Raw genomic sequence first — 23,343 nt, 5'->3', positions numbered from 1 at the left:
CCCGGTGGGGGCTGGTCGCGCAGTTCCTCCCCCAGCCTTCGGCCGGGTTCCCCCAGCGCCCCTTCGGGGCGCTGTCAGTGACCCAGCGTTTCGATCAAACGTTCGAAACGTGCTCGCCACGCCGACTCCGTCTCCACCTCGCCCTTGAACTCGTGGGTGAAGCGCAGGGCGCTGCCGGATTCACCGTCGCGCTCCAGGTGGAAGCGGATTCTGCCGCCGCCCTCCACCGTGTACTCGGCGATGCGGTCGACGTCCCAGGCGGTGACCGTGCCCGTGCCCAGGTCACCGAGGGTGACCGTGCCGCCCAGTCGCGGTTGCAGGACGTCGGCCGTGGTGAACCAGGCGGCCAGGCCGGCCGGGGTGGACAGGCTCGGCCAGACCCGGTCCGCCGGTTTCGGGAGGCGCACCAGGAAGTGGAGGATGTGCGTTCTCCCGTGGGTCTGACTGGTGCCCTGTTCTATGGAACCGGTCATGGCACCAGTGTCGCCCCTGGCGGGATCAGACGCCCGCGTAGGAGTGCTTGCCGGTGACGAAGATGTTGACGCCGTAGTAGTTGAAGAGCCAGCAGCCGAAGGCGATCATCGCCAGGTAGGCGGCCTTGCGGCCCTTCCAGCCGGCGGTGGCGCGGGCGTGCAGGTAGCAGGCGTAGGCGACCCAGGTGATGAAGGACCAGGTCTCCTTGGGGTCCCAGTTCCAGTACCGGCCCCAGGCGCTGCCGGCCCAGATCGCGCCCGCGATGATCGTGAAGGTCCAGAGGGGGAAGACCGCCGCGTTCACGCGGTAGGCGAACTTGTCGAGGGACGCCGAGGCGGGCAGGCGCTCCAGGACCGAGGTGGCGAAGCTGCCGGGCTTGCCGCCGTTCTCCAGCTTGCTCTCGTAGGCGTCCTTGAAGAGGTAGAGGATCGTGGCCACCGCGCCGACGTAGAACACCGCGCCGCAGAAGATCGCCGTCGAGACGTGGATGTACAGCCAGTACGAGTGCAGGGCCGGGACCAGCGGCTCGCTCGCCGTGTAGAGGACGGTGACCGCGAGGCCGAGGTCGAGCAGGACCGTGGTGATCAGGAAGAGGCCGAGCCAGCGCACGTTCTTCTTCAGGGCGAGGAGCGTCAGGTAGACGGCGACCGCGACCGTGGAGAACGTGATGTTGAACTCGTACATGTTGCCCCACGGCGCCCGCTGCACGGAGGCCGCGCGGGTGACCACGCCCGCCAGCTCCACGAGGAAGGCGAGGACCGTGAGGGAGATCGCGATCCGGCCGTAGAGGTCGCCCTGCTCGTCGCCGCCGTGCGCACCGGGCCCGTCCGGCACGTCCCGCGAGCCCGCCGAGGAGCGGACCACGACCTGCGGGCGCTCCAGCACGGCGGTGCCGCCGGCCTTCTTGACCGTCACGGCGGGCGCCTTCTTCGCCGCCGCGTCGGTGGTGAGCGCGTTGGCGGTGCGCGCCACCCGGCTGCGGCTGCCGAGCAGCCACTCGAAGATGTAGGCGAAGAAGGCCAGCGTGTAGACGGCCATCGAGGAGTAGATGAGCGTGTTGCTCATGCTCGCGAGATGCTCGTTGGTCGCGGCGAGCGTGGTCACGGCTGGGGAAGTCATCGCTTCTCAGGCCCTTCGGCAGGTACGACTTCGGGGTTGGGGGATGGGACGGGTTCGTCGTCTTCTTCGGCGTCGGGGGCCCCTGGCGCCTGGTCGTAGAGGATTCCCGCGAGGTCGCCCAGTTCCTCCGGCACCTTCGCGGACTCGCTGCGGCCCAGCCCGGCCATCTCCACCACGGTGACGCCGTCGGGGCCCTGCACCGCGCGCACCCACACGCGGCGGCGCTGGATGAACAGCGAGGCGGCCAGGCCGAAGATCGCGGCGAGCGCGCCGCCCAGCGCCCAGCCGCTGCCGGGCTCCTGGACGATCTCGAAGCCGGCCCATTCCTTGACGTCCTTCTCGAACGTCACGGACCCGGCGCCGTTCGGCAGCTGCATGGTCTGGCCCGGCTTGAGGTTGTCCCGGAACTGCGCGCCCCTGGAGTCCTTGAACTCCTTCATGTGGGTCTTGTCGAGCTGGTACACGCTCTGCGGGATGCCCGAGTTGACGCCCAGGTCACCGTGGTACGGCGTCAGGTTCAGCACCGGGTTGTCGAGCGCCGGGAAGCTGGAGAGCACCGAGGAACCGCCGCCGTAGGTCGGCAGGAAGAACAGCGAGATGCCGAGCTGCTCGCTGACGCCCTTGGCGTCCTGGTAGCCGTCCATCACCTTCACCACGCCCTGGGAGGTGACGTTGCTGTCGAGCGGGAGCAGCGGGACGGCGTCGCGGTAGACGACCTTGCCCTTGCTGTCGCGGACCGTGATGACGGGCGCGTAGCCGTGGCTGACGAGGTAGACCTTGGCGTCGTCGATGTGCAGCGGCTCGTTCACCTTGATGGTGGTCCGCTTCGACTTGCCGTAGGCGCCCACGCTGTAGTCGACGTCCGCGGCGAAGGAGACCGCCGTGCCCTTGCTGGGGCCGCTGGTCTGGTAGGTGGCGTGGAAGTTCTTCAGGTCGAAGCTGAACGGCACCAGGTCGTCGGTGCTGAACATGGAGCCGGACTTGAAGTCGTCGTACTGCAGGATCGAGTTGGCGAACCCGTCGCCCTCGACGACCAGCTTGGTGCCGTCCGACTTGTACATCTGGCCGGAGGCGAAGGCGATCAGCAGCACGATCAGCGCGATGTGGAAGACCAGGTTGCCGAACTCGCGGACGTAGCCCTTCTCGGCGGCGACCGCGTCCCCGGCGAGGTGCGACCGGAAGCGCCGCTTCTTCAGCAGCTTCAGCGCCGCCTCACGGACCTCCTCCGGCGCGGCCGTGGTCCGCCAGGTCGTGTACGCCGGGAGCCGGTCCAGCCGCTTGGGGGCGCCCGGCGGACGGCCGCGCAGCTGGCCCACGAACTGCCAGGCGCGCGGGATGATGCAGCCGACGAGCGAGACGAACAGCAGGATGTAGATCGCCGAGAACCACACCGAGCTGTAGACGTGGAACAGGCCGAGCTTGTCGTAGACCGGCGCGAGCGTCTTGTGGGACTTCTGGAACTCGGCGACCTTGTTGATGTCGGCGCCGGACTGCGGGATCAGCGAGCCGGGGATCGCGCCCAGCGACAGCAGCAGGAGCAGCAGCAGCGCGACCCGCATCGAGGTGAGCTGCCGCCAGAACCAGCGGGCCCAGCCGACGACCCCGAGCCCGGGGGCGGCCGGCGGCTCGGCCGGGGCGGTGGAGAGCTGCGAGCCCGCCGCGCCGAGGTCCGGCTCGCTGTTGTCGGTTTCGGTCTTGCTCATCGATCAGATCCCCACAGTGAAGCCGTCGGACCAGCCCTGCATCTCCTGCACGAGGCTGTCCCAGGCCCCGGTCAGCAACAGCACACCGGTCACGATCATCATCGTGCCGCCGATGCGCATCACCCAGACATAGTGGCGCTTGACCCAGCCGAAGGCGCCGAGCGCCTTGCGGAAGGCGACCGCGGTGAGCACGAAGGGAACACCGAGGCCCAGGCAGTAGGCGACGGTCAGTATGGCGCCGCGGCCGGCGCTCGCCTGGTTGAAGGACAGGCTCGTGACGGCCGACAGGGTCGGGCCGATGCACGGTGTCCAGCCGATGCCGAACAGCGCGCCCAGCAAGGGCGCCCCGGCCAGACCGGCCACCGGCCGCTTGTGGAAGCGGAACTCGCGCTGGGTGAACCAGGGCATCATGCCCATGAAGAACACGCCCATGGCGATCATCAGCACCCCGAGCACCTTGCTGAGGACGCCGGACTGCTCCTGGAGGGTCTGGCCGAAGTAGCCGAACAGGGCCCCGCCGGACACGAACACGGCGGTGAAGCCGAGGACGAAGAGGGAGGCGCCGACCGCCATCCGCCCCCGCCGGGCCTCCGCCAGGTCGGTGCCGGCGACCCCCGTGACGTACGAGAGGTAGCCGGGGACGAGGGGCAGCACGCAGGGCGAGAAGAAGGAGACGAGTCCGCCGAGCAGCGCGATCGGCAGGGCGACCAGGAGGGCGCCGTTCATGACGGTCGTGTTCGGTCCGTCTGTCGCGGCCGCGACCGTGAGGAGTGCGCTCACGTCACTTCTCCGCGACGACCGGCTTGACCATCTTGAGCAGGCTCTCCTCGCTGAGCGCCGCCAGCGAGCGCGCCGCGATCTTCCCCTGCCGGTCGAGTACCAGGGTGGAGGGGATGGCCTGCGGGTTGAGCGTGCCCTTCTTGAAGCGGAGCATCAGCTTGCCCGTCGGGTCGTACAGGCTCGGGTAGTCGATGCCGTTCTGCTTCTCGAAGGCGACCGCGGAACCGGTGCTGGTGTCGCGGGTGTTGATGCCGACGAACTGGACGCCCTTGCTCGCGTACTCCTTGGAGACGGCGGCGAAGTTGGGCGCCTCGGCCCGGCAGGGGCTGCACCAGGAGCCCCAGACGTTGATGACGACGACCTTGCCCTTGTAGTCGGCGACGTCGAGCGTGCCCCCGTCGATGGTCTTGCCGGACAGGTCGGGGGCCGCCGCGCGGTGGCCCTGAGCGACCGTGTCGATGCCGTCCTTGCCGGTGACGAAGTTGGTGTTGCCGCCTCCGCCGGAAGTGCCGCCGTTGCCGCACGCGGACAGGGTCAGGGCTGCCGCGGCGGCCGTGGCGCCGAGCAGGAGGGCGCGGCTACGGGTACTCATGTGAAAAGTTTCGCATGCCCGTTCTGGGGATCTTGCGCACCCCCCTGGGTCCGGGATTCGCCCCGTTTCAGGCCGCCGCACCCTGCTTCAGGAAGGTCTTCCAGCCGCCGGCCGGCCGCTGCCCCACGTCCAGTGTGCGCAGCTTCGTCAGGACCTCCGGCTTCTGTGCGTCCATCCAGTCCACGAACTGGCGGAAGGAGACCATGCGGACGTCGGCGCCCTTCTCCTTCTCGCGGGCGATGTGCTTGAAGGCCTGTTCGACGGCGTCCATGTAGATGCCGCCGTTCCACTGCTCGAAGTGGTTGCCTATGAAGAACGGCGCCCTGTTTGTCGTGTATGCCCGCTGGAATCCCGCTATGTACGCCTGGGTCGACTGGGTCCGCCAGTGCGGGTAGTTGTAGGCGGGGGCCTTGGTCGAGTTGACCGACTGGTTGGCGAGCATGTTGTAGTCCATGGAGAGGACCTCGAAGGAGCGGCCCGGAAACGGTATCTGCTGCAGGGGCAGGTCCCAGATGCCCAGCTTCTTCTCCGGCCAGACCTGGCGGCCGCCGGGCGAGGAGGCGTCGTAGCGCCAGCCGAGCTCGCGTGCGGTGGGCAGCAGGTTGTTCTGGCCGAGCAGGCAGGGGGTACGGCCGCCGACCAGCTCCTTGTCGTAGTCGAAGGGCAGCGGGGGCAGGTCGGTCCAGCCGGAGTTGGTCCGCCATTCCTTCACGAACGCCTTGGCCTGGTCTATCTCGCTGCGCCACTGCTTGGGCGTCCAGTTGCCGACGGTGCCGTAGCCGCCGCAGAAGTGGCCGTTGAAGTGGGTGCCCACCTCGTGCCCTTCGAGCCAGGCCCGGCGGACGTTGGCGAGCGTCGCCTTGATGTGCTCGTCGGTGAGGTAGCCGATGTCGGAGGCTCCGCGGGGGTTGTTCGGGGGGTCGTAGAGCCGCTTCTTCGACTCGGGGAGCAGGTACAGCCCCGAGAGGAAGAAGGTCATCGACGCGCCGTGCTCCTTGGCCAGGTCCAGGAAGCGGGGGAAGAGGCCGGTGCCGACCTCGCCGGCGCCGTCCCAGGAGAAGATCACGAACTGCGGCGGGGTCTGGCCGGGCTCCAGCGGCTCGGGGGCGGCGGGCTGGTGGGGCTGCTTGCCGCTGTCGGCGGTGGAGCCGTCGCCGAGGGGGCGGGCGTTCGGCGTCTTCGACGGCTTCTTCGACGGCTCCTTGGTGGAACCGGCGGCATGGGTCGAGCCGTCCGAACCGGTGAGTGTGCCGCAGCCGGTGAGGCCGAGCGCGAGTCCGGCCGTGGCACCCGCGCCGGCGCCGAGCATTCCCCTTCGGGTGAAGGTCCGCATGGTTCCCCGATTCGTCACGTCCTCTGGCGGTCACCCACTCAGAGGGCGGGACGAACAAGGAGGTTCCAGAAGGAACCATATATTTTCAGACTATTCTCATGAACCTGGCTGAAGCCGGTTTGACCTACACGGAGTTCACGCCCCGAAGGCCTTCTCCTGCCCCTTCACCGGCTTGGCGCCGGCGCGGAGGTGGGCCGGGACGAGGTCGATGGCGGGCTCGGAGTAGCCGACGGAAACGATCCTGTCGCCCTCGTATGTGAAAGTCGTCAGGGAGGCGAGGGTGCACTGCCGCTTGCGCGGGTCGTGCCAGAGCCTGCGGTTCTCGACGTACGACCGCAGGATCCAGATCGGCAGCTGATGGCTGACCAGCACCGCCTCGTGCCCGCGCGCGCGGTCCTTGGCCGTGTCCAGCGCGCCCTTCATCCGTACGACCTGGTCGACGTACGGCTCGCCCCAGGACGGCCGGAACGGGTTGACGAGGTACTTCCAGTTGGCGGGCTTCTTCAGCGCCCCGTCGCCGACGCCGAAGGTCTTGCCCTGGAAGATGTTCTCGGCCTCGATGAGCCGCTCGTCGGTGGCGAGGTCGAGCCCGTGCGCCTTGGCGATCGGGGTCGCGGTCTCCTGCGCGCGCTCCAGCGGGGAGGCGACGACGTACGTCACGTCCCGCGACGCGAGGGACTCGGCGACCCGGTCGGCCATCTGCCGCCCGAGTTCGGAGAGGTGGTAGCCGGGCAGTCTCCCGTACAGCACCCCGTCCGGGTTGGCCACCTCCCCGTGCCGCATCACATGCACGACGGTGATGTCCTGCTGCCCGCCCTGCCGGCTCTTCTCACTCATCTCACTCTGCTCGCTCATGCTGCCGTGGCCTCCGCGGCCGCTCGGGCCGCCGCCGGGAGGGCGTCGGCGATCTTCTGGATGGCCCGCTCGTCGTGGGCCGTGGAGACGAACCAGGACTCGAAGGACGACGGCGGCAGGTAGACGCCGTCGGAGAGGAGGGAGTGGAAGAAGGCGGTGAACCGGAAGGACTCCTGGCCCCGGGCGTCCTCGTAGTTGCGCACCGGCCGGTTGGTGAAGAAGACGGAGAACATGTTGGAGGCGGTCTGCAGCTGGTGCGCGACGCCCTCCTTGTTCAGCGCCTCGCGGACGAGCCCCTGGATCTGCTCCGACACGGCGTTGACCTTGTCGTACGCCGCGTCGTCGAGGAGCCGCAGCTGGGCGAGGCCGGCGGCGGTGGCGACGGGGTTCCCGGAGAGGGTGCCGGCCTGGTACACGGGCCCGGCCGGGGCGAGGTGCGCCATGACGTCCGCCCGCCCGCCGAAGGCGGCGGCCGGGAAGCCGCCCCCCATGACCTTCCCGAAGGTCATCAGGTCGGGTACGACGCCGTCGATCCCGAACCACCCGGCCCGGCTGGTCCGGAACCCGGTCATGACCTCGTCGGAGATGTACAGGGCGCCGTTCCTGGCGCAGGTGTCCTTGAGCCCCTGGTTGAACCCGGGCCCCGGCGGCACGACCCCCATGTTCCCCGGCGAGGCCTCGGTGATCACGCACGCGATCTCCCCGGGGTGCCGGTGGAACGCCTCCTGCACCGCCTCCAGGTCGTTGTACGGCAGCACGATCGTGTCGCCGGCCTGGGCACCGGTGACACCGGGGGTGTCGGGCAGCGCGAAGGTGGCGACGCCGGACCCGGCGGCGGCCAGCAGGCTGTCGACGTGACCGTGGTAGCACCCGGCGAACTTGATCACCTTGGTGCGCCGGGTGAACCCGCGGGCGAGCCGGATGGCGGACATGGTCGCCTCGGTCCCGCTGCTGACCAGCCGGACCTGCTCCAGGGGATCGATCCGCGCGACCATCTCCTCCGCGAGGGCGACCTCGCCCTCACCCGGGGTACCGAACGAGGTACCGCGGGAGACGGCTTCCTGGACGGCGGCGATGACCTCGGGGTGCGAGTGCCCGAGGATCATGGGCCCCCAGGAGCACACGAGGTCGACGTACTCGCGCCCGTCGGCGTCCGTCAGGTAGGCCCCCTTGCCGGAGACCATGAACCGGGGGGTGCCGCCGACGGCGCGGAAGGCGCGCACCGGGGAGTTCACGCCGCCGGGCGTGACGGCGGAGGCGCGGTCGAAGAGCGCCTGTGAGACGGGCGCGTCGTAGGGATAGGGCGTTTCGCTCTGGGCACTCATGACGTGCGACTTCTCCGACTTCTCGGACTCCGGATGCTTGGTGACCTCCTCAGGGTAGGCGGAAGGCGGCGGTCTCCTCGCAGCGGAGGACCGCGCTCCCCGCACAGCGGCCGGGGCATCTGCGAGACTGTGATCCGATACACCCAGCTCATCCGGTACGCAGGCGGCCGGAGGCTGTAAAGATCCTGCGGACTGATGTTTCGACGCACGTTTCGGCGGGCGGCCGTGGGGGAGGTCACTGACACGATGATCGGGTTGCGCGGCGGGGGCCACGCGTCCTAGAAAAGCAGTCGGGTGGAGATATGCATCGCGGTGGCGGACTGGGCGAGGGGACCGATGACCTGGGTCCTCGACGCGCCCAACGGGGAAGGCACCGGCGCGACGCGGAGGAATCGGCGGAAGCAGCACGTCAGGAACAGGGCGTACCGAGTGAGTCGGACCGGCGCGACCGACGTATCGATCAGCGGGACCGCGATCAGAGGGATCGTGGCCAGCGGAGCGAGCGGCGGATCGACCGTCTACAGACCGGGAGCAGGAATGGTGGTCGGGTGGGGGTGACGTACAAATACTTCGGCGCACCGGACGGCGCGACCGCGGCCCGGGTCCCGATCTCGATGCGCCCCGAGGAACTCGGCGGCGACGAGCTCGGCATGAACGGCATGTTCACGAAGATCAAGCCGGAGACGATGGCCGCGATGGTGCTGACGGGCATCGAAGGCGTGCCTCTGCACAAGGTGCCGCCACTGGAGCTGGTGGTGCTGCACCCCGACTACGCGGTCGTGAAGCTCCCCATGACGGTGGTCGACCCCCTGCGCGGCATAGGCGAGGAAGCGGTCGGCGCGGCCGCCTTCATCTGGTCCACGGTCCCGGACCGGGGCGGCCCGAGAGACGCGTTCAACGTGTACCAGCTGCTGCACGAGTGGCAGGACTTCTCGCATCGGCTGCATGAGGCGGGGCACCAGCCGTACTGCCTGGTGTGGCCCTGACCTGGGGTTTCGGTGGTTTCGGGCGAGGTCTTCGGGCCTCGCCCTTTTTGGTGCCGGGGAGGGGCCGTCAGGCGGCCAGGGCACATTGGTTTCGCTGGGTGTGCTGATGTGCCCTGGGCTGCGGGTGGATCGCCGTTGCCTTCCGCCTCGACCTCCGCCTCCGTTTCCCTGACCGGCGGCGCCTTCGATCGCCCGACCGCCTCGGGCAGCGGACGGGTGCCGAACGGGACGAGGCACCCGCTGCGCCGTATCCTCGCCGGCGGTACTGCGGCGACTGTCGCACTGGGCCAGTGGTGCCGCCGGGCGTTTCGGTCCCCTGGTGACGAGGCCATCGTGGCGGTTTCCTCACTCCTGCCGTGGGCTCGCTGGTCGGATGCCGGCTGGCGCGGAGGAGGCATGTGCGAGATCAGCGTGCCGTACGGGTCGCAGACAGTACGCTGAACCCTGCGGGATCGGGCCCGCAGCGCTGTGTCCGGGAGGTGCTTCATGACGGCCGAGATGGTGGCCCCGGCATGGATGCATGAGCAGATCACGGCGGAGGAGTACGAGTCCTGGTCCGAGGAGCAGTGCGCCGGTATCGAGATCGTGGACGGGATGGTCGTCGTGAGTCCCAGCGCGTCCAAGCGGCACAACCGACTGGCGCGGATTCTCGCGAACGCACTGGATGCCGCCGCGGGCCCTGAGTGGAATGCCGACACGGACTTCGACGTCCGGCTCCAGGACGTCCCGCTCACCAATCGCCACCCGGACGTAGCCGTGTACCGCGCAGACACGATCGACATCACCCCGACCCGCCCTGAGCACGTGCTGCTGGTCGCGGAGGTGGTGTCGCCGGGCTCGGAGACCACCGACCGGATCGTGAAGGTCGACCAGTACGCCAAGGCAGGCATCGGCTTCTACTGGCGGATCGAGCAGGCCGCCACAGGCGTTCCGCTCGTGTACACCTACGTTCTCGACCCCGCGACGAAGACCTACCGGGACGGAGACGTCTTCACCGGCGTCCTCAAGGCAGCGGCCCCCTTCCCGGTGGAGATCGACCTCGGCCAGATCTGACCCACGTGAGGCGGGGCACCAGCCCTATTGGCTGGTGCGGCCGTGAGCTGAGGTCTCACAGGTGGCGGGCGGGGTCTTCGGGCCTCGCCTTTTCGGGTGCCGGGGAGGGGCCGTCAGGCGGCCGGAGAGGATTCCGTCGAGCGCGTGGGCCGCCCCACTCGCACGCCCCGCCGGAACCGCCCGCCCCCTGTGGTCGTCTTGTGCGCTGACTGTGTACGAAGCGGGACTGTGGGGGACGTAGTGGCGCGGAACATGACGAAGGCTCGTCTCGTGGTGGTGGCCGTGGCTGCAGTGGTCGGGGTCTCGGCCTGCGGCGGGGAAGCCGGCGCGGCCGCCGGGAGCGGCGGCGGATCGCTCCCCGCGCGCGGGACGACGCAGTCCGTGGCGCCCTCCGGGGACCGGGCGCCGTCCAGCTCGGTGCCGACGTCTCCCGGCACGGTGGGGACGTTGTCCGGGGTCGCGCGGACCGCAGCGTCGCCCATCACCCGGCACGTGCCGTGGAACCTGGACATTCTCGACCAACGGTCGCGGCCCCTGGACGGGAAGTTCACCACCACCGCCACGGGCAAGGGCGTTCACGTCTACGTGATCGACACCGGGATGGACATCGGCCACAAGGAGTTCGGCGGACGCGCCCACCTCGGCGCCGACTTCGTGGGCCCGAAGGACTCCGGTGACTGCTTCAGCGAGGCGGGCGTCGGCCACGGCACGTTCGTCGCGGGCATCATCGGCGGGGCGAAGTACGGGGTGGCACCCAAGGCGGAGCTCGTGCGGGTGCAGGGCATCCTGTGCGAGAGCGACGGCGGCGGCTCCCCGGCAGCGGCCGAGGCGGCCCTGGTGAAGTCGGTCAAGTGGGTCACCGCGCACGCGCAGAAGCCCGCGGTGGTGAACATGTCGCTCAACCTCGACCACCGGTCGGCGGCCCTGGAGACCGCCGTGAAGCAGATGGTCGACGCGGGGATCCCGACGGTGGTGTCGGCCGGCAACTTCAACGACGACGCCTGCAAGCACTCCCCGGCCGGTGTCCCCGGCACGATCGTCGTCGCGGCCTCCACCTCGAACGACCGCGCATGGAGCGACGGCGGCTCCTACGGATCGGGTTACGGGCGGTGCGTGGACCTGTACGCCCCCGGCCAGAAGGTGACCGCCGCCCTCGCCGGCGGCGGTACGACCACGGAGAACGACGGCGCCACGTCCTGGGCCGCGCCGCACGCGACCGGCGTGATCGCCCTGTACCTGTCGGCCCACCCCCACGCCACGGCCAACCAGGTCCACGTCTGGCTCGACCACACGGCCACCCGCGGTGCCCTGCACGGCATCCGATCCGACACCCCCAACCGGCTGCTCAACACCGGCGGCCTCTGAGAGGACGCCCAGCAGCAGCCGACGCGGCGCTGCCGCCGCCCCGGCCAGGTCAGTGCCCGCTGACGGCGAGTTCGTAGTCGCCGATCAGGTCGCCGAGGAGCGTGCCGGCGGTGAGGTCGCTGGTGACGTGGCCTGCCATGTAGAGGCGGGAGTAGAGGACTTCGTCCTGCATCCACCGGTAGTCCGCGGCGCGGTGCGGGGAGAGGACGCTGAGGAAGGTGACGGCCGCGGCGGAGCGGGTCGCGTGCCGGGAGGGGTAGGAGTACGGGCCCTTGGCGCCGGACGTGATGTGCTTGTCCGGGCGCAGGGCCGGGTCCAGGACGAAGGGGGCCGGCTGCTTGTCCTTTCACCCGGCTCGGCCACACCCTCAACCACATGCTCGACCGCCTGGCGGCGTCCGCCGAACGCGAGCGGCGGTTCGTCGCGGACGCCAGTCACGAACTGCGCACCCCGCTGACCCTGATCCGCGCCGAACTCGACGTCGCCCTGCACCGCCCCCGCTCCCCCGGCGGACTCACCTGGGGCTCGCCTTCGTCCAGGCGGTGGCCGCCGCCCACGGCGGCACCGCACACGCCGAGAACACCGAGCACGGGGCCCGCGTCGTCCTCGCCCTGCCCTGCTGACGGAATCCGGCCCTGGTCGCCCCGTAGGGTGGGGGCATGGCCGCCCCGCCGCTCCCGGGCCCCCTGGCCCACCTGGCTCCGCTGCTCGCCCACTACGGCTACTGGGCTGTCGGGGGTTTCGTCCTGGTGGAGGATTTCGGGGTCCCCGCGCCGGGAGAGACGATCCTGATCGCCGCCGGGATCTACGCCGGGGCGGGGCAGCTGAACATCGTGGCCGTGGCGGTCATCGCGTTCACCGCCGCCGTCGTCGGGGACAACATCGGTTATCTGATCGGCCACACCGGCGGACGGGCCTTCGTGCACCGCTGGGGCCGGTACGTGTTCGTCACCCCGGAGCGTTTCCAGAAGGCCGAGGAGTTCTTCACCCGCCATGGCGGCAAGATCGTCGTCGTCGCCCGTTTCGTCGAGGGACTGCGCCAGGTCAACGGCATCATCGCGGGCACCAGCGGCATGCTCTGGCGCCGCTTCCTCGTCTTCAACGCCATCGGCGCCGCGCTGTGGGTCGGCCTGTGGGCGAGCCTCGCCTACGTGGCCGGCAGCCACATCACCGCCATCTACGAAGAGATCAGCCGCTACCAGCTCTACGCACTCATCGCCCTGGTGGTCCTGGTCGCCGCACTCGTCCTCCGGCACGTGTGGCGCCGCCGGCACCAGGACTGACCCGGGGACTGGTCACGTCCGGCGTTCGGGTACGGCCGGCACCCGGCGGCGGCGAGCGAGCGCGACCACCGCGCCCAGCCCGATCAGGGCCGCGAGCGCCCCGTAGCCGTAGGTGAGCGTGGCGAGTGAGGCGACGACGGCGACGATCAGCGGACCGCCCGCGTCGCCGAGTTCGCGGCCGAGTTCGGCGGCGCCCATGGTCTGACCCAGGCGTTCGACGGGGGTCCCCGCAGCCAGCGCGGCGAAGCCGAGCGGGGTGATCAGCCCGGTACCGGCGCCGATCAGGGCGGCCCCGACGAGGACGCCGGTCAGCCCCGGCAGCATCGCGCAGGCCAGCCCCGCGGCGGTGACCGACAGCCCCGCGGCAAGGCCGGTCCGGGCGGTGAGGCGGCCGTCGTCCAGAGCGCGCCCTGCCCGCGGCTGGACGGCGGCCGCGCATCCGGCGAGTACCGACACCGCTGCCCCGGTCGCAACGGGGCCCAGCCCTGCGGCCCGGCCGGAGACGGGCAGGAAGCCGACGCCTGCCGACAGCGCCGCGGTGGCCGTGGCGAGCGCGGCCGTCGGGGCGAGGAAGACCGGGTCGGCCAGCCGGCGGCCCAGGTCCAGGAGTGTCTGCCGGGCCTTGGGCAGCGGCCGTACGTCGGGGACGGCGAGCGCTGCCCAGAGCGCGACCGTGGCGCCGAGCACCGCCAGCAGGGTGAAGAGCAGGCGAAGGCCGCCGGCCCAGACCAGGACGCCGCCGAGCAGCGGCCCGAGGGTGTAGCCGACGGACTTGTAGAAGCCGTAACTCCCGAAGGCCCGGCCGTGCTTGACCGCCGGGTTGAGCCGGGCCACCAGGGCCGAGGCCGACGGGGAGAAGGCGGAGGCCGCGGCTCCCTGGCCGAGGCGCGCGGCCCAGAGCCAGCCGGGGCTGTCCGCGAGGACGTACAGCGCGGAGGCGAGAGCGAAGGCGACCAGGCCGCCGAGCAGGACAGGACGCGCGCCGATCCGGTCGGCCAGGGTGCCGAACACCGGCTTCAGCACCACCTCGGCACCGTCGTACAGCGCGAGCAGACCGCCCAGCACCAGCAACGAGGTGACAGCGCCGGTGCCGCGGCCGCCGAGGTTGGCGGCGATGCCGTGCGCGCCGAAGGCAGTGGTGAACCCCGACGCGTACAGCGGCCACATCTGCCGCGCGGGGGCCGCCTGTGCGGTCACTGGTCCTCCTCCGGTATCTGGTGGAGTGCGGCGAAGGCCCGCTCGCCGGCCACCGAAAGCGGTGGTCGTGTCGGGAGCGCCCTCTCTACTCTTTTCCTTCGGCTGTGACGGTACGCGACCCCCGGGGAGCCATGAGCAGGAGACGCTACGTCGCCCGAGGCGCGCCGGGTGGATACCGGATCTGGGACAACCGAGGACGTCGGTGGTGGGGCGACCTTTACGAGTTGTGTCCTGACGACCTCGTGGCCGAACTCAACGGCCAGGCGGACCAGGCACGGATCACGGCGCTGATGAAGCGCTACCGGGCGCAGAAGCGATAGCTGAAACCGGAGCAAGCCGCGGCGCCCCGGGGAGTGACCGCCGACCGGCGCGGGGTCTGGGAGGAACGCGGCTGCCACGACCTCGCCGACCCGTGGAAGGCACAGCGCTACTCCTGCCAGGAGGAGACCGGCGGGCCGCACGAGCCGGGTTGCTGAGGGACCCGGCGCGGTCCGTCACTCGTACCGGTACTTCAGCGAGTCCGCCTCCGTCCGCTCGATGTCGGCGATCGTCAGCTCCGGCATCCGCAGCTGGGCCAGCGTCACCTCGGCCGAGGTCGGCTGGGCGTCCGCCGGCAGCCACTGCTCGGGCTTCCAGGCCCCGCTGCGCAGCAGCGACTTGGGGCAGTGCGGGTAGACCTCCTCGATCCCCACCACCAGCGCGCTGGCCGGCGGCTTGCCCACGGCGGTCAGCTGCGACAGCAGCTCCGGCCGGGTGGAGACGCAGGCCCGGCCGTTCACCCTGAGCGTCGTGGTGCGCCCCGGGATGACGAACAGCAGCCCGGCCCGTCCGGTGGCGACGACGTTCTGCAGGGTGTCCAGACGCTTGTTGCCGGTCGCGTCCGGTATCGCCACCGTCCGTGCGTCCAGGACTGCGACGAAGCCGGCGGGCCCGCCGCGCGGGGAGACGTCACAGTTGCCCTCGGCGTCCGCGCTCGCGACCAGCACCAGCGACGAGCAGGCGATCAACCGCCGGGTCTGCTCGGTGAGTTCGGTCATCTGCTTGCGTACGGCCGCCGCGCCGGGGAGCGCGTAGACCCGGCGCAGCTCCTCCGGGTCGGACACGGCGTCGAGACGGAGCGAGTCGAAGGCACTGCCGGCAGGGGATGTCGTCATGCCGCCGACCCTAAGGGGCCCCGGAGCCGCCCCTGAAGGGCAGACCCGTCCACCTGCCCGACGACGTCCTGCGGCGGATCATCCGGCGGCCCGCTTCCAGGCGGCCTCGCGCAGCAGGCGGAGTCCGTTGAGCCCGACGACGACGGTGGAGCCCTCGTGGCCCGCCACCCCGAGCGGCAGGGGGAGGGTCCCGGCCAGGTCCCAGGCGACCAGGGCGGCGATGAAGGCTCCCGCGATCACCAGGTTCTGGACGGCGAGCCCGCGCGCCCGCCGGGACAGCGCGATCACGGCCGGGACGGTGGCGAGTTCGTCGCGGACGACGACCGCGTCTGCGGTCTCCAGCGCCAGGTCCGAGCCCGCCCGGCCCATCGCGACACCGGTGTGGGCGGCGGCCAGCGCGGGCGCGTCGTTGACGCCGTCGCCGACGACCATCACCCTGCGGCCGGATGCCTGCAGGTCCCGGACCGCCCGCACCTTGTGCTCGGGCAGCAGTCCGGCACGCACGTCCGCGATGCCGGCCTCGGCGGCGAGCAGGGCCGCGGCGCGCGGATTGTCGCCGGTCAACAGGAGGGGGGCCGTTCCGGTCAGTGCCGTGAGGGAGGCCACGGTGGGCGTGGCGTCCGGGCGGAGACGGTCGGCGATCCCGAGGAGCCCGAGGGGCTTGCCGTCCGCCATGACCACTACGGCGGTCCGGCCGCCGTTCTCCAGCTCGGCCCCCAGGTCCGACGCACGAACCGAGTCGGCGTCTTCGGCACCGGCGAGCAGCCGCGCGGGAGCCCCGATCGCGACCGCGCGCCCGCCCACGGTGGCCCGGACTCCCACCCCGGGCGTCGAGGCGAAGCCCCCGGCCGCCGGCAGGGCGAGGTCCCTGTCCCGTGCCGCCTCCACCACCGCGCGGGCCAGCGGGTGCTCGCTGGGGTGCTCGGCCGCGGCGGCCAGGGCGAGCAGCGCGGCCTCGTCCAAACCGGAGCCCGGCAGCGGCCGGACGTCGGTGACGCGCGGGGTGCCCTCGGTCAGCGTGCCGGTCTTGTCGAGGGCGACCGCGTCGACCTCTCCGAGCCGCTCCATGACCACCGCGGACTTGACCAGCACACCGTGCCGTCCCGCGGTGGCGATCGCCGACAGCAGCGGTGGCATGGTGGCGAGGACGACCGCGCACGGCGAGGCGACGATCATGAAGGTCATGGCCCGCAGCAGGGAGCCGGCCGGGGTGGCGCCGAAGGCGAGCGGCACGAGGAAGACGGCGAGGGTCGCGGCCACCATGCCGAGCGAGTAGCGCTGTTCGACCTTCTCGATGAACAACTGGGTGGGCGCCTTGGTCTCCGACGCCTCCTCGACCATCCGCACGATCCGCGCGATCACCGAGTCGGCGGCGACGCGGCCGACCCGGACCCGCAGCGCACCGGTGCCGTTGAGGGTCCCGGCGAAGACCTCGTCGCCCGGCTCCTTGGCCACCGGCAGGGGCTCGCCGGTGATGGTCGCCTGGTCGGCGTCGCTCGCCCCGTCCACCACCCGGCCGTCGGCCGCGATGCGCTCACCGGGCCGCACCAGGACCGTGTCGCCGACCCGCAACTCCGCCACGGCGACGGCGGCCTCGGTGCCGTCGCCCGCGATCCGGGTGGCGGTGGCCGGTGCCAGGTCCAGCAGGCCGCGCACCGAGTCGGCGGTGCGGGCGGTGGCCAGTGCCTCCAGGGCGCCGGACGTGGCGAAGATGACGATGAGCAGCGCGCCGTCCGTCACCTGCCCGATCGCCGCGGCACCGAGCGCCGCGACCACCATCAGCAGGTCGACGTCGAGGGTCTTCTCCTTCAGGGCCCGGAGCCCGGCCAGGCCCGGTTCCCAGCCGCCGGCCGCGTAGGTCAGCGCGTAGAGCGGGCCCCAGGTCCAGGCCGGGGCGCCGGTCAGCCGGAGGGGCAGCGCCACCAGGAACAGCACCAGGGCCACCAGCGCCCACCGCGCCTCGGGCAGTGCGAGGACCCGGGTACGGCGCCGGGGTACCGCGGCGCCGCGCGCATCGGCGGTCCGGCCGGCCGGGACCGGCGGGGTGACGAGGGTGGAGGTCATCGGGGTCCTTCACGACGGCATGGCGGATCGGACGGCACGGCGGATCGGGCCCGTCACGAGGGCATGACGGAGCTGCGGGCAACCGGAACCCCGGCACCGCACTCTCCACCGTACAGGATCAGATGAAGACTCATTCATGCGTTCATGAATGGTTCTCCGTAGGATGAAGTCCATGGGTCATGGAGCTGACGGACGGACCACCGACACCGCCACCGCACGCGAGCGCCTGGAAGCCGTCGGCGCCGCCGACGTGGCGGCCACGCTCCAGGCGCTGGCCACCCCGTCGCGCCTGCGCATCCTGACCCGCCTCCAGGAGGGCCCGTGCGCGGCCACCGAACTCGCCGACGCCGTCGGCATGGAGCAGTCCGCCTGCTCCCACCAGCTGCGCCTGCTGCGCAACCTCGGCCTGGTCACCACCGAGCGCCGGGGCCGCTCGGTCATCTACGCCCTCTACGACAACCACGTCGCCGAACTCCTGGAGCAGGCCCTCTACCACGTCGAGCACCTGCGCCTCGGCCTGCGCGACATCCCCGCGACGGCACCCACCCCGGCCACGGCACCCACCGCGGCCGGGGTGAACTGAAGAACCGTTCCCCGCAAGGAGGTTCAGCGGATGCGGGCCACTCCCGCGTAGATGCCGCTGCCCTCCGGTTCCGGGGCCGGGGTGCCGGCGAACCACTCCGTCGCGGTGACCAGGCCGGGGCGGACCAGGTCCAGGCCGTCGAAGAAGCGCTCCACCTCGGGGCGGGTGCGGAAGGCGAGCCTGATGCCGCCCCTGGCGTACTCCGCGACGACCTGCTCGACGAGTTCCGGATACAGGTCGGACGCGGCGTGCGAGAGGATCAGGTAGCTGCCCGACGGCAGGGTCTCGACCAGGGCGCGGACGATCCCGTGGGCGCCGTGCTCGTCGCTGATGAAGTGCATCAGGGCGATGAGGGAGAGGGCGACCGGGCGGTCGAAGTCCAGGACGTGCCGGGCGTGCCGGACGATCGCCTGCGGGTCGCGCACGTCGGCCTGGATGTAGTCGGTCGCTCCCTCGGGGCGGCTGATCAGCAGCGCCTCGGCGTGCCGGAGCACGATCGGGTCGTTGTCGGTGTAGACGACCTTGGCCGACGGCACGACGTTCTGGACTATCTGGTGGAGGTTCGGCTCGGTGGGGATGCCGGTGCCGATGTCCAGGAACTGGTCGACGCCCTGCCGGGCGAGCCACGCTGCGGCCCGGTGCATGAACTGGCGGTTCTGCCGGGCGGCGTCCCGCGCCTCGGGCGGCAGCTTCTCACCGACCGCCTCGTCGACCGGGTAGTTGTCCTTGCCGCCGAGCAGCCAGTCGTAGACCCGCGCGGGGTGTGCCCTGCTGGTGTCTATCGGCAGGGGCCGCTGTGGGTTGGTCGTCATGGAAACTCCATCGCGCCGGGGAGACGGTGAGGGTCCGAGGTCGTGGTGATCGTACTCGGGTGTCTCATCTGCCCTGCGCACGGGGCGACTTGACCGCGGCACGGCGGGTGGGCCGGTCAGAGGTCGAGCAGTTCCTCGTAGAAGCCGCCGAACTGCCGCTCCGGGGTGAGGAGATGGATCTCCAGGATCCAGTGGCAGGTGCGGCCCGCCTTGTCGGTGCGGCGCAGCGGGGTGTCGTTGCCCGGCGCGATGTACGACTCGGCGTCGGCGCCGTCGATCGTCTCGTGCGGGAACTCGCCGACCAGGTGCCCCGCGTGCCAGCCGCCCAGCTCCCAGCCGGCCTCCGCCGCGAGCCGGGCGACCTCGGCGTGGAGCCGCGCGCCGGTGATCTCCGGGTCGGCCTCGAAGAACCGCCGTCCGGCCGCGAACACCCGGGGGAGGTCGGCGCGGAGCCGGTGCTTGACCGGGTCGTCGCCGAGGACGAAGGTACGGCCGAAGTCGGCCTCGTACTCCTCGAAGATCGGCCCGAAGTCGGCGAAGACGACGTCGTCCGCGGCGATCACCCGGTCCGGCGGGTTCTCCCGGTACGGCAGCACGGTGTTCGGGCCCGAGCGCACGATCCGCTTGTGCCAGTGCCGGGTCGTGCCGAACATCTCGTTCGCCAGGTCCCGGATCCGGTCGCTGACCGCCCGCTCGCCCTCGCCGGGCGCGACGAGCCCGCGCTCCTCGATCTCCGCGAACAGCCGGACGGCCTTGTCCTGGGCTTCGAGCAGGCGCGCCGCGCGCGTGGGTTCGTCATCCGCCATGGGCCGAACCCAATCAGCTCCGGTCGTCCCGGGCAACGGGGTTCCGCAGGGCCGTGGCCAGCCGCAGGCTCTCCTCGACGGCGTGCGGGATGTCGGTGACCGGGAAGAGCGTGTGCCGTACGGTCCGTTCGGCGTCGACGACCAGGATCAGGCGCTTGTGCCGCAGCCGGCCGGCGCCGCGGAAGACCGGCAGCCGCAGGGCCGCGGCCAACTGGTGGGCGGCGTCCGAGAGGAGCGGGTACGGGAGCTGCTCGGCGCGCGCGAACTCCTGCTGTTCGTGCGGTAGTTGGGTGCTCGTGCCGCGTACGTCCACGCCGGCGCGGTGGAAGTCGGGCCAGGCGTCCCTGAAGAGCCGGTTCTCCAGTGTGCAGCCGGCGGCTCCGGGGATCGGACCCCATTCGACGCCGGTGCCGGGGTAGGCGAACAGCACGGTGGCGGACGCGTCCGGGGAGATCAGGGGCAGGTCCGCCCCCTCGGCGCCGGGACCGGTCCCCACCGTTCCCGGGAGGTCGAGGCCCTCCGGCAGGCGGGTGCCCGGCAGGGCGTGGACGCGGGCGTGTTCGGCGCCGTCGGCCTCCGCCGTCGCGGTGAGCGTGCCGTCGCCGAGGGCCCACCGGTCGCCCCAGTCCTGCATGGCGACGAGCACCGGGAGCAGTGCCGTACCGGCGTCGGTGAGCAGGTACTCGTAGCGCACCGGGCGCCGCTGGTACAGGGCGCGCCGCAGGACGCCCTGGGCGACCAGCCCGCCGAGCCGCTCGGTGAGCACCTTCCGGGACAGGCCGATCTCGGCGGCCAGGGCGTCGAACCTGACGTGCCCGCGGGCGACCTCCCGCAGCACCAGCACGTTCCACCAGTCGCCCAGGACCAGCGCGGCTTGGGCGACGCCACACGTCTCGTCGGCGTTGTGCATCCTCATGCACCCATAGTAAGTTCCCTTTCGGGACTCACTTTGTTTCTGGACGGAACTTAGCGCCCGCCGGTGCGAAGACCCGCGGGCCAGGCGTGAGGAGTTGCACCGTGACCGCCATCAGCCGCGTCGTCGCACGGGAGATCATCGACAGCCGGGGCAACCCCACCGTCGAGGTGGACGTGGAGCTCAGGGACGGCTCGCTGGGCCGCGCCGCCGTCCCGTCGGGGGCCTCCACCGGGGCCAGGGAGGCCGTGGAGCTCAGGGACGGCGACCCGTCCCGCTTCCACGGCAAGGGGGTGCTGCGCGCGGTCGACGCCGTCAACGAGACCGTCGCGGACGCCGTCGTCGGACTCGACGCCGAGGACCAGGCGGCCGTCGACCGCACGATGACCGAGCTGGACGGCACCGACACCAAGTCCCGCCTGGGCGCCAACGCCCTGCTCGGCGTCTCCCTGGCCACCGCCAAGGCCGCGGCCGCCGCCCACCGGCTCCCGCTGTACCGCTACGTCGGCGGGGTCGACGCCCGGCTCCTGCCGGTCCCGATGATGAACATCGTCAACGGCGGCGCCCACGCCGACAACCCGCTCGACTTCCAGGAGTTCATGATCGCGCCGATCGGTGCGGCCACCTTCGCCGAGGCCGTCCGGATGGGCTCGGAGGTCTTCCACACCCTGCGCTCCCACCTGCTCGCCGCCGGTCACAGCGTCAACGTCGGCGACGAGGGCGGCTTCGCCCCCGACCTGCGCACCGCCGAGGAGGCCCTGGACTTCGTGGTCCGCGCCGTCGAGCAGACCGGCTACAAGCCGGGCACCGACATCACCCTCGTCATGGACCCGGCCAGCTCGGAGTTCTTCCGGGACGGGGTGTACGACTACACGGGCGAGGACGTGCGCCGCTCCCCCGCCGAACACGCCGCGTACCTGGCCGCACTGGTCGACCGCTACCCGGTCGCCTCGATCGAGGACCCGATGGCCGAGGACGACCACGAGGGCTGGCGCGACCTGACCGCCCGGCTCGGCGACCGCTGCCAGCTCACCGGCGACGACGTCTTCTGCACCAACGAGACCCTGCTGCGGGCCGGCATCCGCGACGGCATCGCCAACTCGGTCCTGGTGAAGGTCAACCAGATCGGCACCCTCACCGAGACCCTGGCGACCGTCGCCACCGCCCACCGCGCCGGCTACACGGTCGTGATGTCCCACCGCTCCGGCGAGACCGAGGACACCACCATCGCCGACCTCGCCGTCGCCACCGGCTGCGGCCAGATCAAGACCGGCTCCCTGTCCCGCGCCGACCGCACCGCCAAGTACAACCAACTCGTCCGCATCGAACAGGAACTGGGCCCCCAGGCCCGCTACGCAGGCACCGAGGCACTGGGGCTGCGCCGCTGAACCGGGGAACCGCAGGGCGGGGCAGCCGGGCGGGGGGGGAGCCGGGGGGCGGGCGAGGCGGCACGCAGTCCCGCCAGGCCGGGCGCGGCCGGGGCCGCCCGGCGGTCAGGCAGTCACGGTCAGGCAGTCACATGCAGGCCGCCAGAGTCGGGCAGCCGGGGGCAGGCGGCCAAGGGTCGGCGCGCAAGGGCAGGCCGTCGAGGCCAGGCGGGCGGACGCAGGCCGTCGGGGCCACGCGGCCAGAGTCGGGCAGTCGGGAGCAGACCGCCGGGGTCAGGCGGGCAGTGTCAGGCGGTGGGCGTCGGCGGGGTGCTCCGAAGTGGCAGCAGGCTGACGGCCTTGGCGGCAGGACTGTCCCGGTCTCCGTTCCCGTACCCGTCGATTTCCCCTCTGTCCAGGCTCGCGCCGCCCCACCCCCCGTCCAGGACCGCGCCGCCCCCGTTCGTGTCGTGTGTCGCCTCGATGTCGGCCCACCAGTCGGCGCCGTCCTCCAGGTAGCGCAGGAGGATGCCCTCGCGCAGGGCCCAGGGGCAGATCGCGAGGGTCTTCACGCCGCTCAGTTTCATCGCGGTGTGGCCGACGACCGCTCCCGCGAGGCTCTGCCGGGCCCGGGGCGCGGAGATGCCGGGCAGGCCGGCGCGCTCGGTCGCCGGCAGGGCGGCCAGCCGGTCGATCGCGCGGCGCAGGTCGCCCCGGCGCAGGATCCGCTCGGCGAACGGGCCGTTGCGGCCCGGGGCCGCGCCGCACAGCCGGGCCAGCTGCTGGAAGGTGCGGGAGGTGGCGACGACGGTGTGCGGGTGCTCCCAGCGGATACGGGAGGTGGCGTCGCGCAGCTGATGGCGGGCCCGGCGGCGCAGGGCGCGCAGTTCGTCCGCCGTCGGCGGCCCGTCGTGGCCGAGGAACTCGTCGGTGAGCCGGCCCGCCCCGAGCGGCAGGGCGACCGCGAACTCCGGCATCCGGCCCCGTCCGAAGGCCACTTCGAACGAGCCGCCCCCGATGTCGAAGACGGCCAGCGGCCCGGCCCGCCAGCCCATCCAGCGCCGGACACCGAGAAAGGTGAGCTCGGCCTCCACCTCGCCGGGCAGCACGCACAGCCGTACCCCGGTGCGCCGGGCCACGGCCCGCAGAACGGCCACGCGGTCGGGCGCGTTGCGTACGACGGCGGTGGCGAACGCCAGGGGTTCCGGCGCGCCCCACCCGCGGGCGACCTCGACGGCCTTGCGGAGCGCCTCGACCAGCTGCTCGGTGGCCTCCTCCCCGAAGTGCCCGTCGGGCCCGACCTGTTCGGACAGGCGGAGCTTCCACTTGGCGGTGTGCACCGGCAGCGGCACCCCGCCCGTCGCATCGGTCACCACCAGCCTCACCGTGTTCGAACCCGCGTCCACCAGGCCAACTCTCATGAGCTGCACGTACCCAGCACGGCCGGGGTAATGCGGTGCGTACACGGACGTGTACGCAGGGGGTACCCGGGCGTGTGCGCAGCACGGCCGCCTCCCGCGGTGCCTGACGGGCGCGCCGTGCCCGACCGGCTAACTTGTTGAATCGACGTCGGAACGAA

Annotated in this window: 24 protein-coding genes and 1 pseudogene; 9 read left to right on the top strand and 16 right to left on the bottom strand. The window is 71.6% G+C overall.

Translation table 11 applies throughout. The features are described 5' to 3' along the window. Positions 1-74 precede the first annotated feature (74 nt). From ACFY0K_RS27860 to hemL, 8 genes are all read right to left on the bottom strand, one after another. On the bottom strand, positions 75-473 hold the full coding sequence (locus ACFY0K_RS27860) for a hypothetical protein (RefSeq protein WP_390642147.1): 399 nt from the start codon (positions 471-473) through the stop codon (positions 75-77). 25 nt (positions 474-498) lie between these two features. After that, positions 499-1,593 (bottom strand): c-type cytochrome biogenesis protein CcsB, encoded by a 1,095-nt coding sequence (gene ccsB / locus ACFY0K_RS27855; protein WP_351957434.1) that lies wholly within the window; start codon positions 1,591-1,593, stop codon positions 499-501. Then, positions 1,590-3,296, bottom strand: coding sequence for a cytochrome c biogenesis protein ResB (locus tag ACFY0K_RS27850; protein WP_390642146.1), 1,707 nt, complete (start codon positions 3,294-3,296; stop codon positions 1,590-1,592). The genes ccsB and ACFY0K_RS27850 overlap by 4 nt, the downstream gene beginning before the upstream one ends. Before the next feature lie 3 nt (positions 3,297-3,299). Next, entirely contained in the window at positions 3,300-4,076 is a 777-nt protein-coding gene (locus tag ACFY0K_RS27845) for a cytochrome c biogenesis CcdA family protein (protein WP_390642145.1), read from the bottom strand. A gap of 1 nt (position 4,077) precedes the next feature. After that, a complete protein-coding gene (locus ACFY0K_RS27840; protein ID WP_351957431.1) occupies positions 4,078-4,668 on the bottom strand; it encodes a TlpA disulfide reductase family protein in 591 nt (196 codons plus the stop codon). Between the two features lie 67 nt (positions 4,669-4,735). Further along, positions 4,736-6,001 (bottom strand): hypothetical protein, encoded by a 1,266-nt coding sequence (locus tag ACFY0K_RS27835; protein WP_390642144.1) that lies wholly within the window; start codon positions 5,999-6,001, stop codon positions 4,736-4,738. 135 nt (positions 6,002-6,136) lie between these two features. Further along, positions 6,137-6,856, bottom strand: coding sequence for a histidine phosphatase family protein (locus ACFY0K_RS27830; protein ID WP_351957429.1), 720 nt, complete (start codon positions 6,854-6,856; stop codon positions 6,137-6,139). Further along, positions 6,853-8,181: a glutamate-1-semialdehyde 2,1-aminomutase gene (gene hemL / locus ACFY0K_RS27825; protein ID WP_351957428.1), complete on the bottom strand. Its 1,329-nt coding sequence runs from the start codon at positions 8,179-8,181 to the stop codon at positions 6,853-6,855. The genes ACFY0K_RS27830 and hemL overlap by 4 nt, the downstream gene beginning before the upstream one ends. A gap of 302 nt (positions 8,182-8,483) precedes the next feature. Here hemL and ACFY0K_RS27820 point away from each other — a divergent pair, with 302 nt between their 5' ends. The 3 genes from ACFY0K_RS27820 (at position 8,484) to ACFY0K_RS27810 (ending at position 11,585) form a co-directional block, all read left to right on the top strand. Beyond that, positions 8,484-9,167: a hypothetical protein gene (locus ACFY0K_RS27820; protein ID WP_351957427.1), complete on the top strand. Its 684-nt coding sequence runs from the start codon at positions 8,484-8,486 to the stop codon at positions 9,165-9,167. Positions 9,168-9,653: 486 nt separating this feature from the next. Continuing rightward, the gene (locus tag ACFY0K_RS27815) at positions 9,654-10,220 is read left to right on the top strand and encodes a Uma2 family endonuclease (protein WP_390642143.1); all 567 of its coding nucleotides are present in this window, start codon (positions 9,654-9,656) and stop codon (positions 10,218-10,220) included. 252 nt (positions 10,221-10,472) lie between these two features. Beyond that, positions 10,473-11,585, top strand: a complete 1,113-nt coding sequence (locus tag ACFY0K_RS27810; RefSeq protein WP_390642142.1) for a S8 family peptidase — start codon at positions 10,473-10,475, stop codon at positions 11,583-11,585. 49 nt (positions 11,586-11,634) lie between these two features. Here ACFY0K_RS27810 and ACFY0K_RS27805 read toward each other — a convergent pair. Continuing rightward, positions 11,635-11,910, bottom strand: a pseudogene (locus tag ACFY0K_RS27805) (phosphatase PAP2 family protein); the annotation flags it as partial. Between the two features lie 50 nt (positions 11,911-11,960). Here ACFY0K_RS27805 and ACFY0K_RS27800 point away from each other — a divergent pair. Together ACFY0K_RS27800 and ACFY0K_RS27795 are read left to right on the top strand one after the other, a co-directional pair. Beyond that, positions 11,961-12,377, top strand: coding sequence for a histidine kinase dimerization/phospho-acceptor domain-containing protein (locus ACFY0K_RS27800; protein ID WP_390642141.1), 417 nt, complete (start codon positions 11,961-11,963; stop codon positions 12,375-12,377). Further along, the gene (locus ACFY0K_RS27795) at positions 12,335-12,868 is read left to right on the top strand and encodes a DedA family protein (RefSeq protein WP_390642406.1); all 534 of its coding nucleotides are present in this window, start codon (positions 12,335-12,337) and stop codon (positions 12,866-12,868) included. Before ACFY0K_RS27800 ends, ACFY0K_RS27795 begins: the two co-directional genes overlap by 43 nt. A 12-nt stretch (positions 12,869-12,880) precedes the next feature. On the opposite strand, the gene ACFY0K_RS27790 is transcribed toward ACFY0K_RS27795, so the two are convergent. Then, complete coding sequence (locus ACFY0K_RS27790) at positions 12,881-14,035, bottom strand: MFS transporter (protein WP_390642405.1); 1,155 nt, start codon at positions 14,033-14,035, stop codon at positions 12,881-12,883. A gap of 161 nt (positions 14,036-14,196) precedes the next feature. On the opposite strand from ACFY0K_RS27790, the gene ACFY0K_RS27785 reads away from it, so the two are divergent. Continuing rightward, positions 14,197-14,385 (top strand): hypothetical protein, encoded by a 189-nt coding sequence (locus tag ACFY0K_RS27785; protein ID WP_352354114.1) that lies wholly within the window; start codon positions 14,197-14,199, stop codon positions 14,383-14,385. 33 nt (positions 14,386-14,418) lie between these two features. Continuing rightward, positions 14,419-14,541, top strand: coding sequence for a hypothetical protein (locus ACFY0K_RS27780; protein ID WP_390642140.1), 123 nt, complete (start codon positions 14,419-14,421; stop codon positions 14,539-14,541). An 18-nt stretch (positions 14,542-14,559) separates the two neighbouring features. Here ACFY0K_RS27780 and ACFY0K_RS27775 read toward each other — a convergent pair whose 3' ends face one another. Together ACFY0K_RS27775 and ACFY0K_RS27770 are read right to left on the bottom strand one after the other, a co-directional pair. Further along, positions 14,560-15,219, bottom strand: coding sequence for an MSMEG_1061 family FMN-dependent PPOX-type flavoprotein (locus ACFY0K_RS27775; protein WP_390642139.1), 660 nt, complete (start codon positions 15,217-15,219; stop codon positions 14,560-14,562). A 78-nt stretch (positions 15,220-15,297) separates the two neighbouring features. Further along, positions 15,298-17,283 (bottom strand): heavy metal translocating P-type ATPase, encoded by a 1,986-nt coding sequence (locus ACFY0K_RS27770; protein WP_390642138.1) that lies wholly within the window; start codon positions 17,281-17,283, stop codon positions 15,298-15,300. Between the two features lie 172 nt (positions 17,284-17,455). Between ACFY0K_RS27770 and ACFY0K_RS27765 the strand changes: the two genes are divergently transcribed. Next, positions 17,456-17,866 (top strand): ArsR/SmtB family transcription factor, encoded by a 411-nt coding sequence (locus ACFY0K_RS27765; RefSeq protein WP_390642137.1) that lies wholly within the window; start codon positions 17,456-17,458, stop codon positions 17,864-17,866. A 23-nt stretch (positions 17,867-17,889) separates the two neighbouring features. Here the strand turns inward: ACFY0K_RS27765 and ACFY0K_RS27760 are convergent, their stop codons facing one another. The 3 genes from ACFY0K_RS27760 to ACFY0K_RS27750 all read right to left on the bottom strand — a co-directional run bounded on the left by ACFY0K_RS27760 (position 17,890) and on the right by ACFY0K_RS27750 (position 20,400). Next, entirely contained in the window at positions 17,890-18,678 is a 789-nt protein-coding gene (locus tag ACFY0K_RS27760) for an SAM-dependent methyltransferase (RefSeq protein ID WP_390642136.1), read from the bottom strand. 116 nt (positions 18,679-18,794) lie between these two features. Continuing rightward, complete coding sequence (locus ACFY0K_RS27755; RefSeq protein ID WP_390642135.1) at positions 18,795-19,484, bottom strand: M24 family metallopeptidase; 690 nt, start codon at positions 19,482-19,484, stop codon at positions 18,795-18,797. Between the two features lie 13 nt (positions 19,485-19,497). After that, a complete protein-coding gene (locus tag ACFY0K_RS27750; protein WP_390642134.1) occupies positions 19,498-20,400 on the bottom strand; it encodes a winged helix-turn-helix transcriptional regulator in 903 nt (300 codons plus the stop codon). 101 nt (positions 20,401-20,501) lie between these two features. On the opposite strand from ACFY0K_RS27750, the gene eno reads away from it, so the two are divergent. Next, the gene (eno, locus tag ACFY0K_RS27745) at positions 20,502-21,785 is read left to right on the top strand and encodes a phosphopyruvate hydratase (RefSeq protein ID WP_390642133.1); all 1,284 of its coding nucleotides are present in this window, start codon (positions 20,502-20,504) and stop codon (positions 21,783-21,785) included. Between the two features lie 287 nt (positions 21,786-22,072). On the opposite strand, the gene ACFY0K_RS27740 is transcribed toward eno, so the two are convergent. Continuing rightward, positions 22,073-23,185 carry a Ppx/GppA family phosphatase gene (locus ACFY0K_RS27740; RefSeq protein WP_390642132.1) on the bottom strand — a complete coding sequence of 371 codons (1,113 nt, stop codon included), beginning with the start codon at positions 23,183-23,185 and terminating at the stop codon, positions 22,073-22,075. Positions 23,186-23,343: the final 158 nt, after the last annotated feature.

The sequence above is a fragment of the Streptomyces sp. NPDC001507 genome (genome assembly GCF_042894765.1).
In the GTDB taxonomy this organism is placed as follows: domain Bacteria; phylum Actinomycetota; class Actinomycetes; order Streptomycetales; family Streptomycetaceae; genus Streptomyces.
The sequence above is the reverse complement of the archived record's forward strand: the minus strand, read 5'-3'. Positions and strand labels throughout refer to the sequence as shown.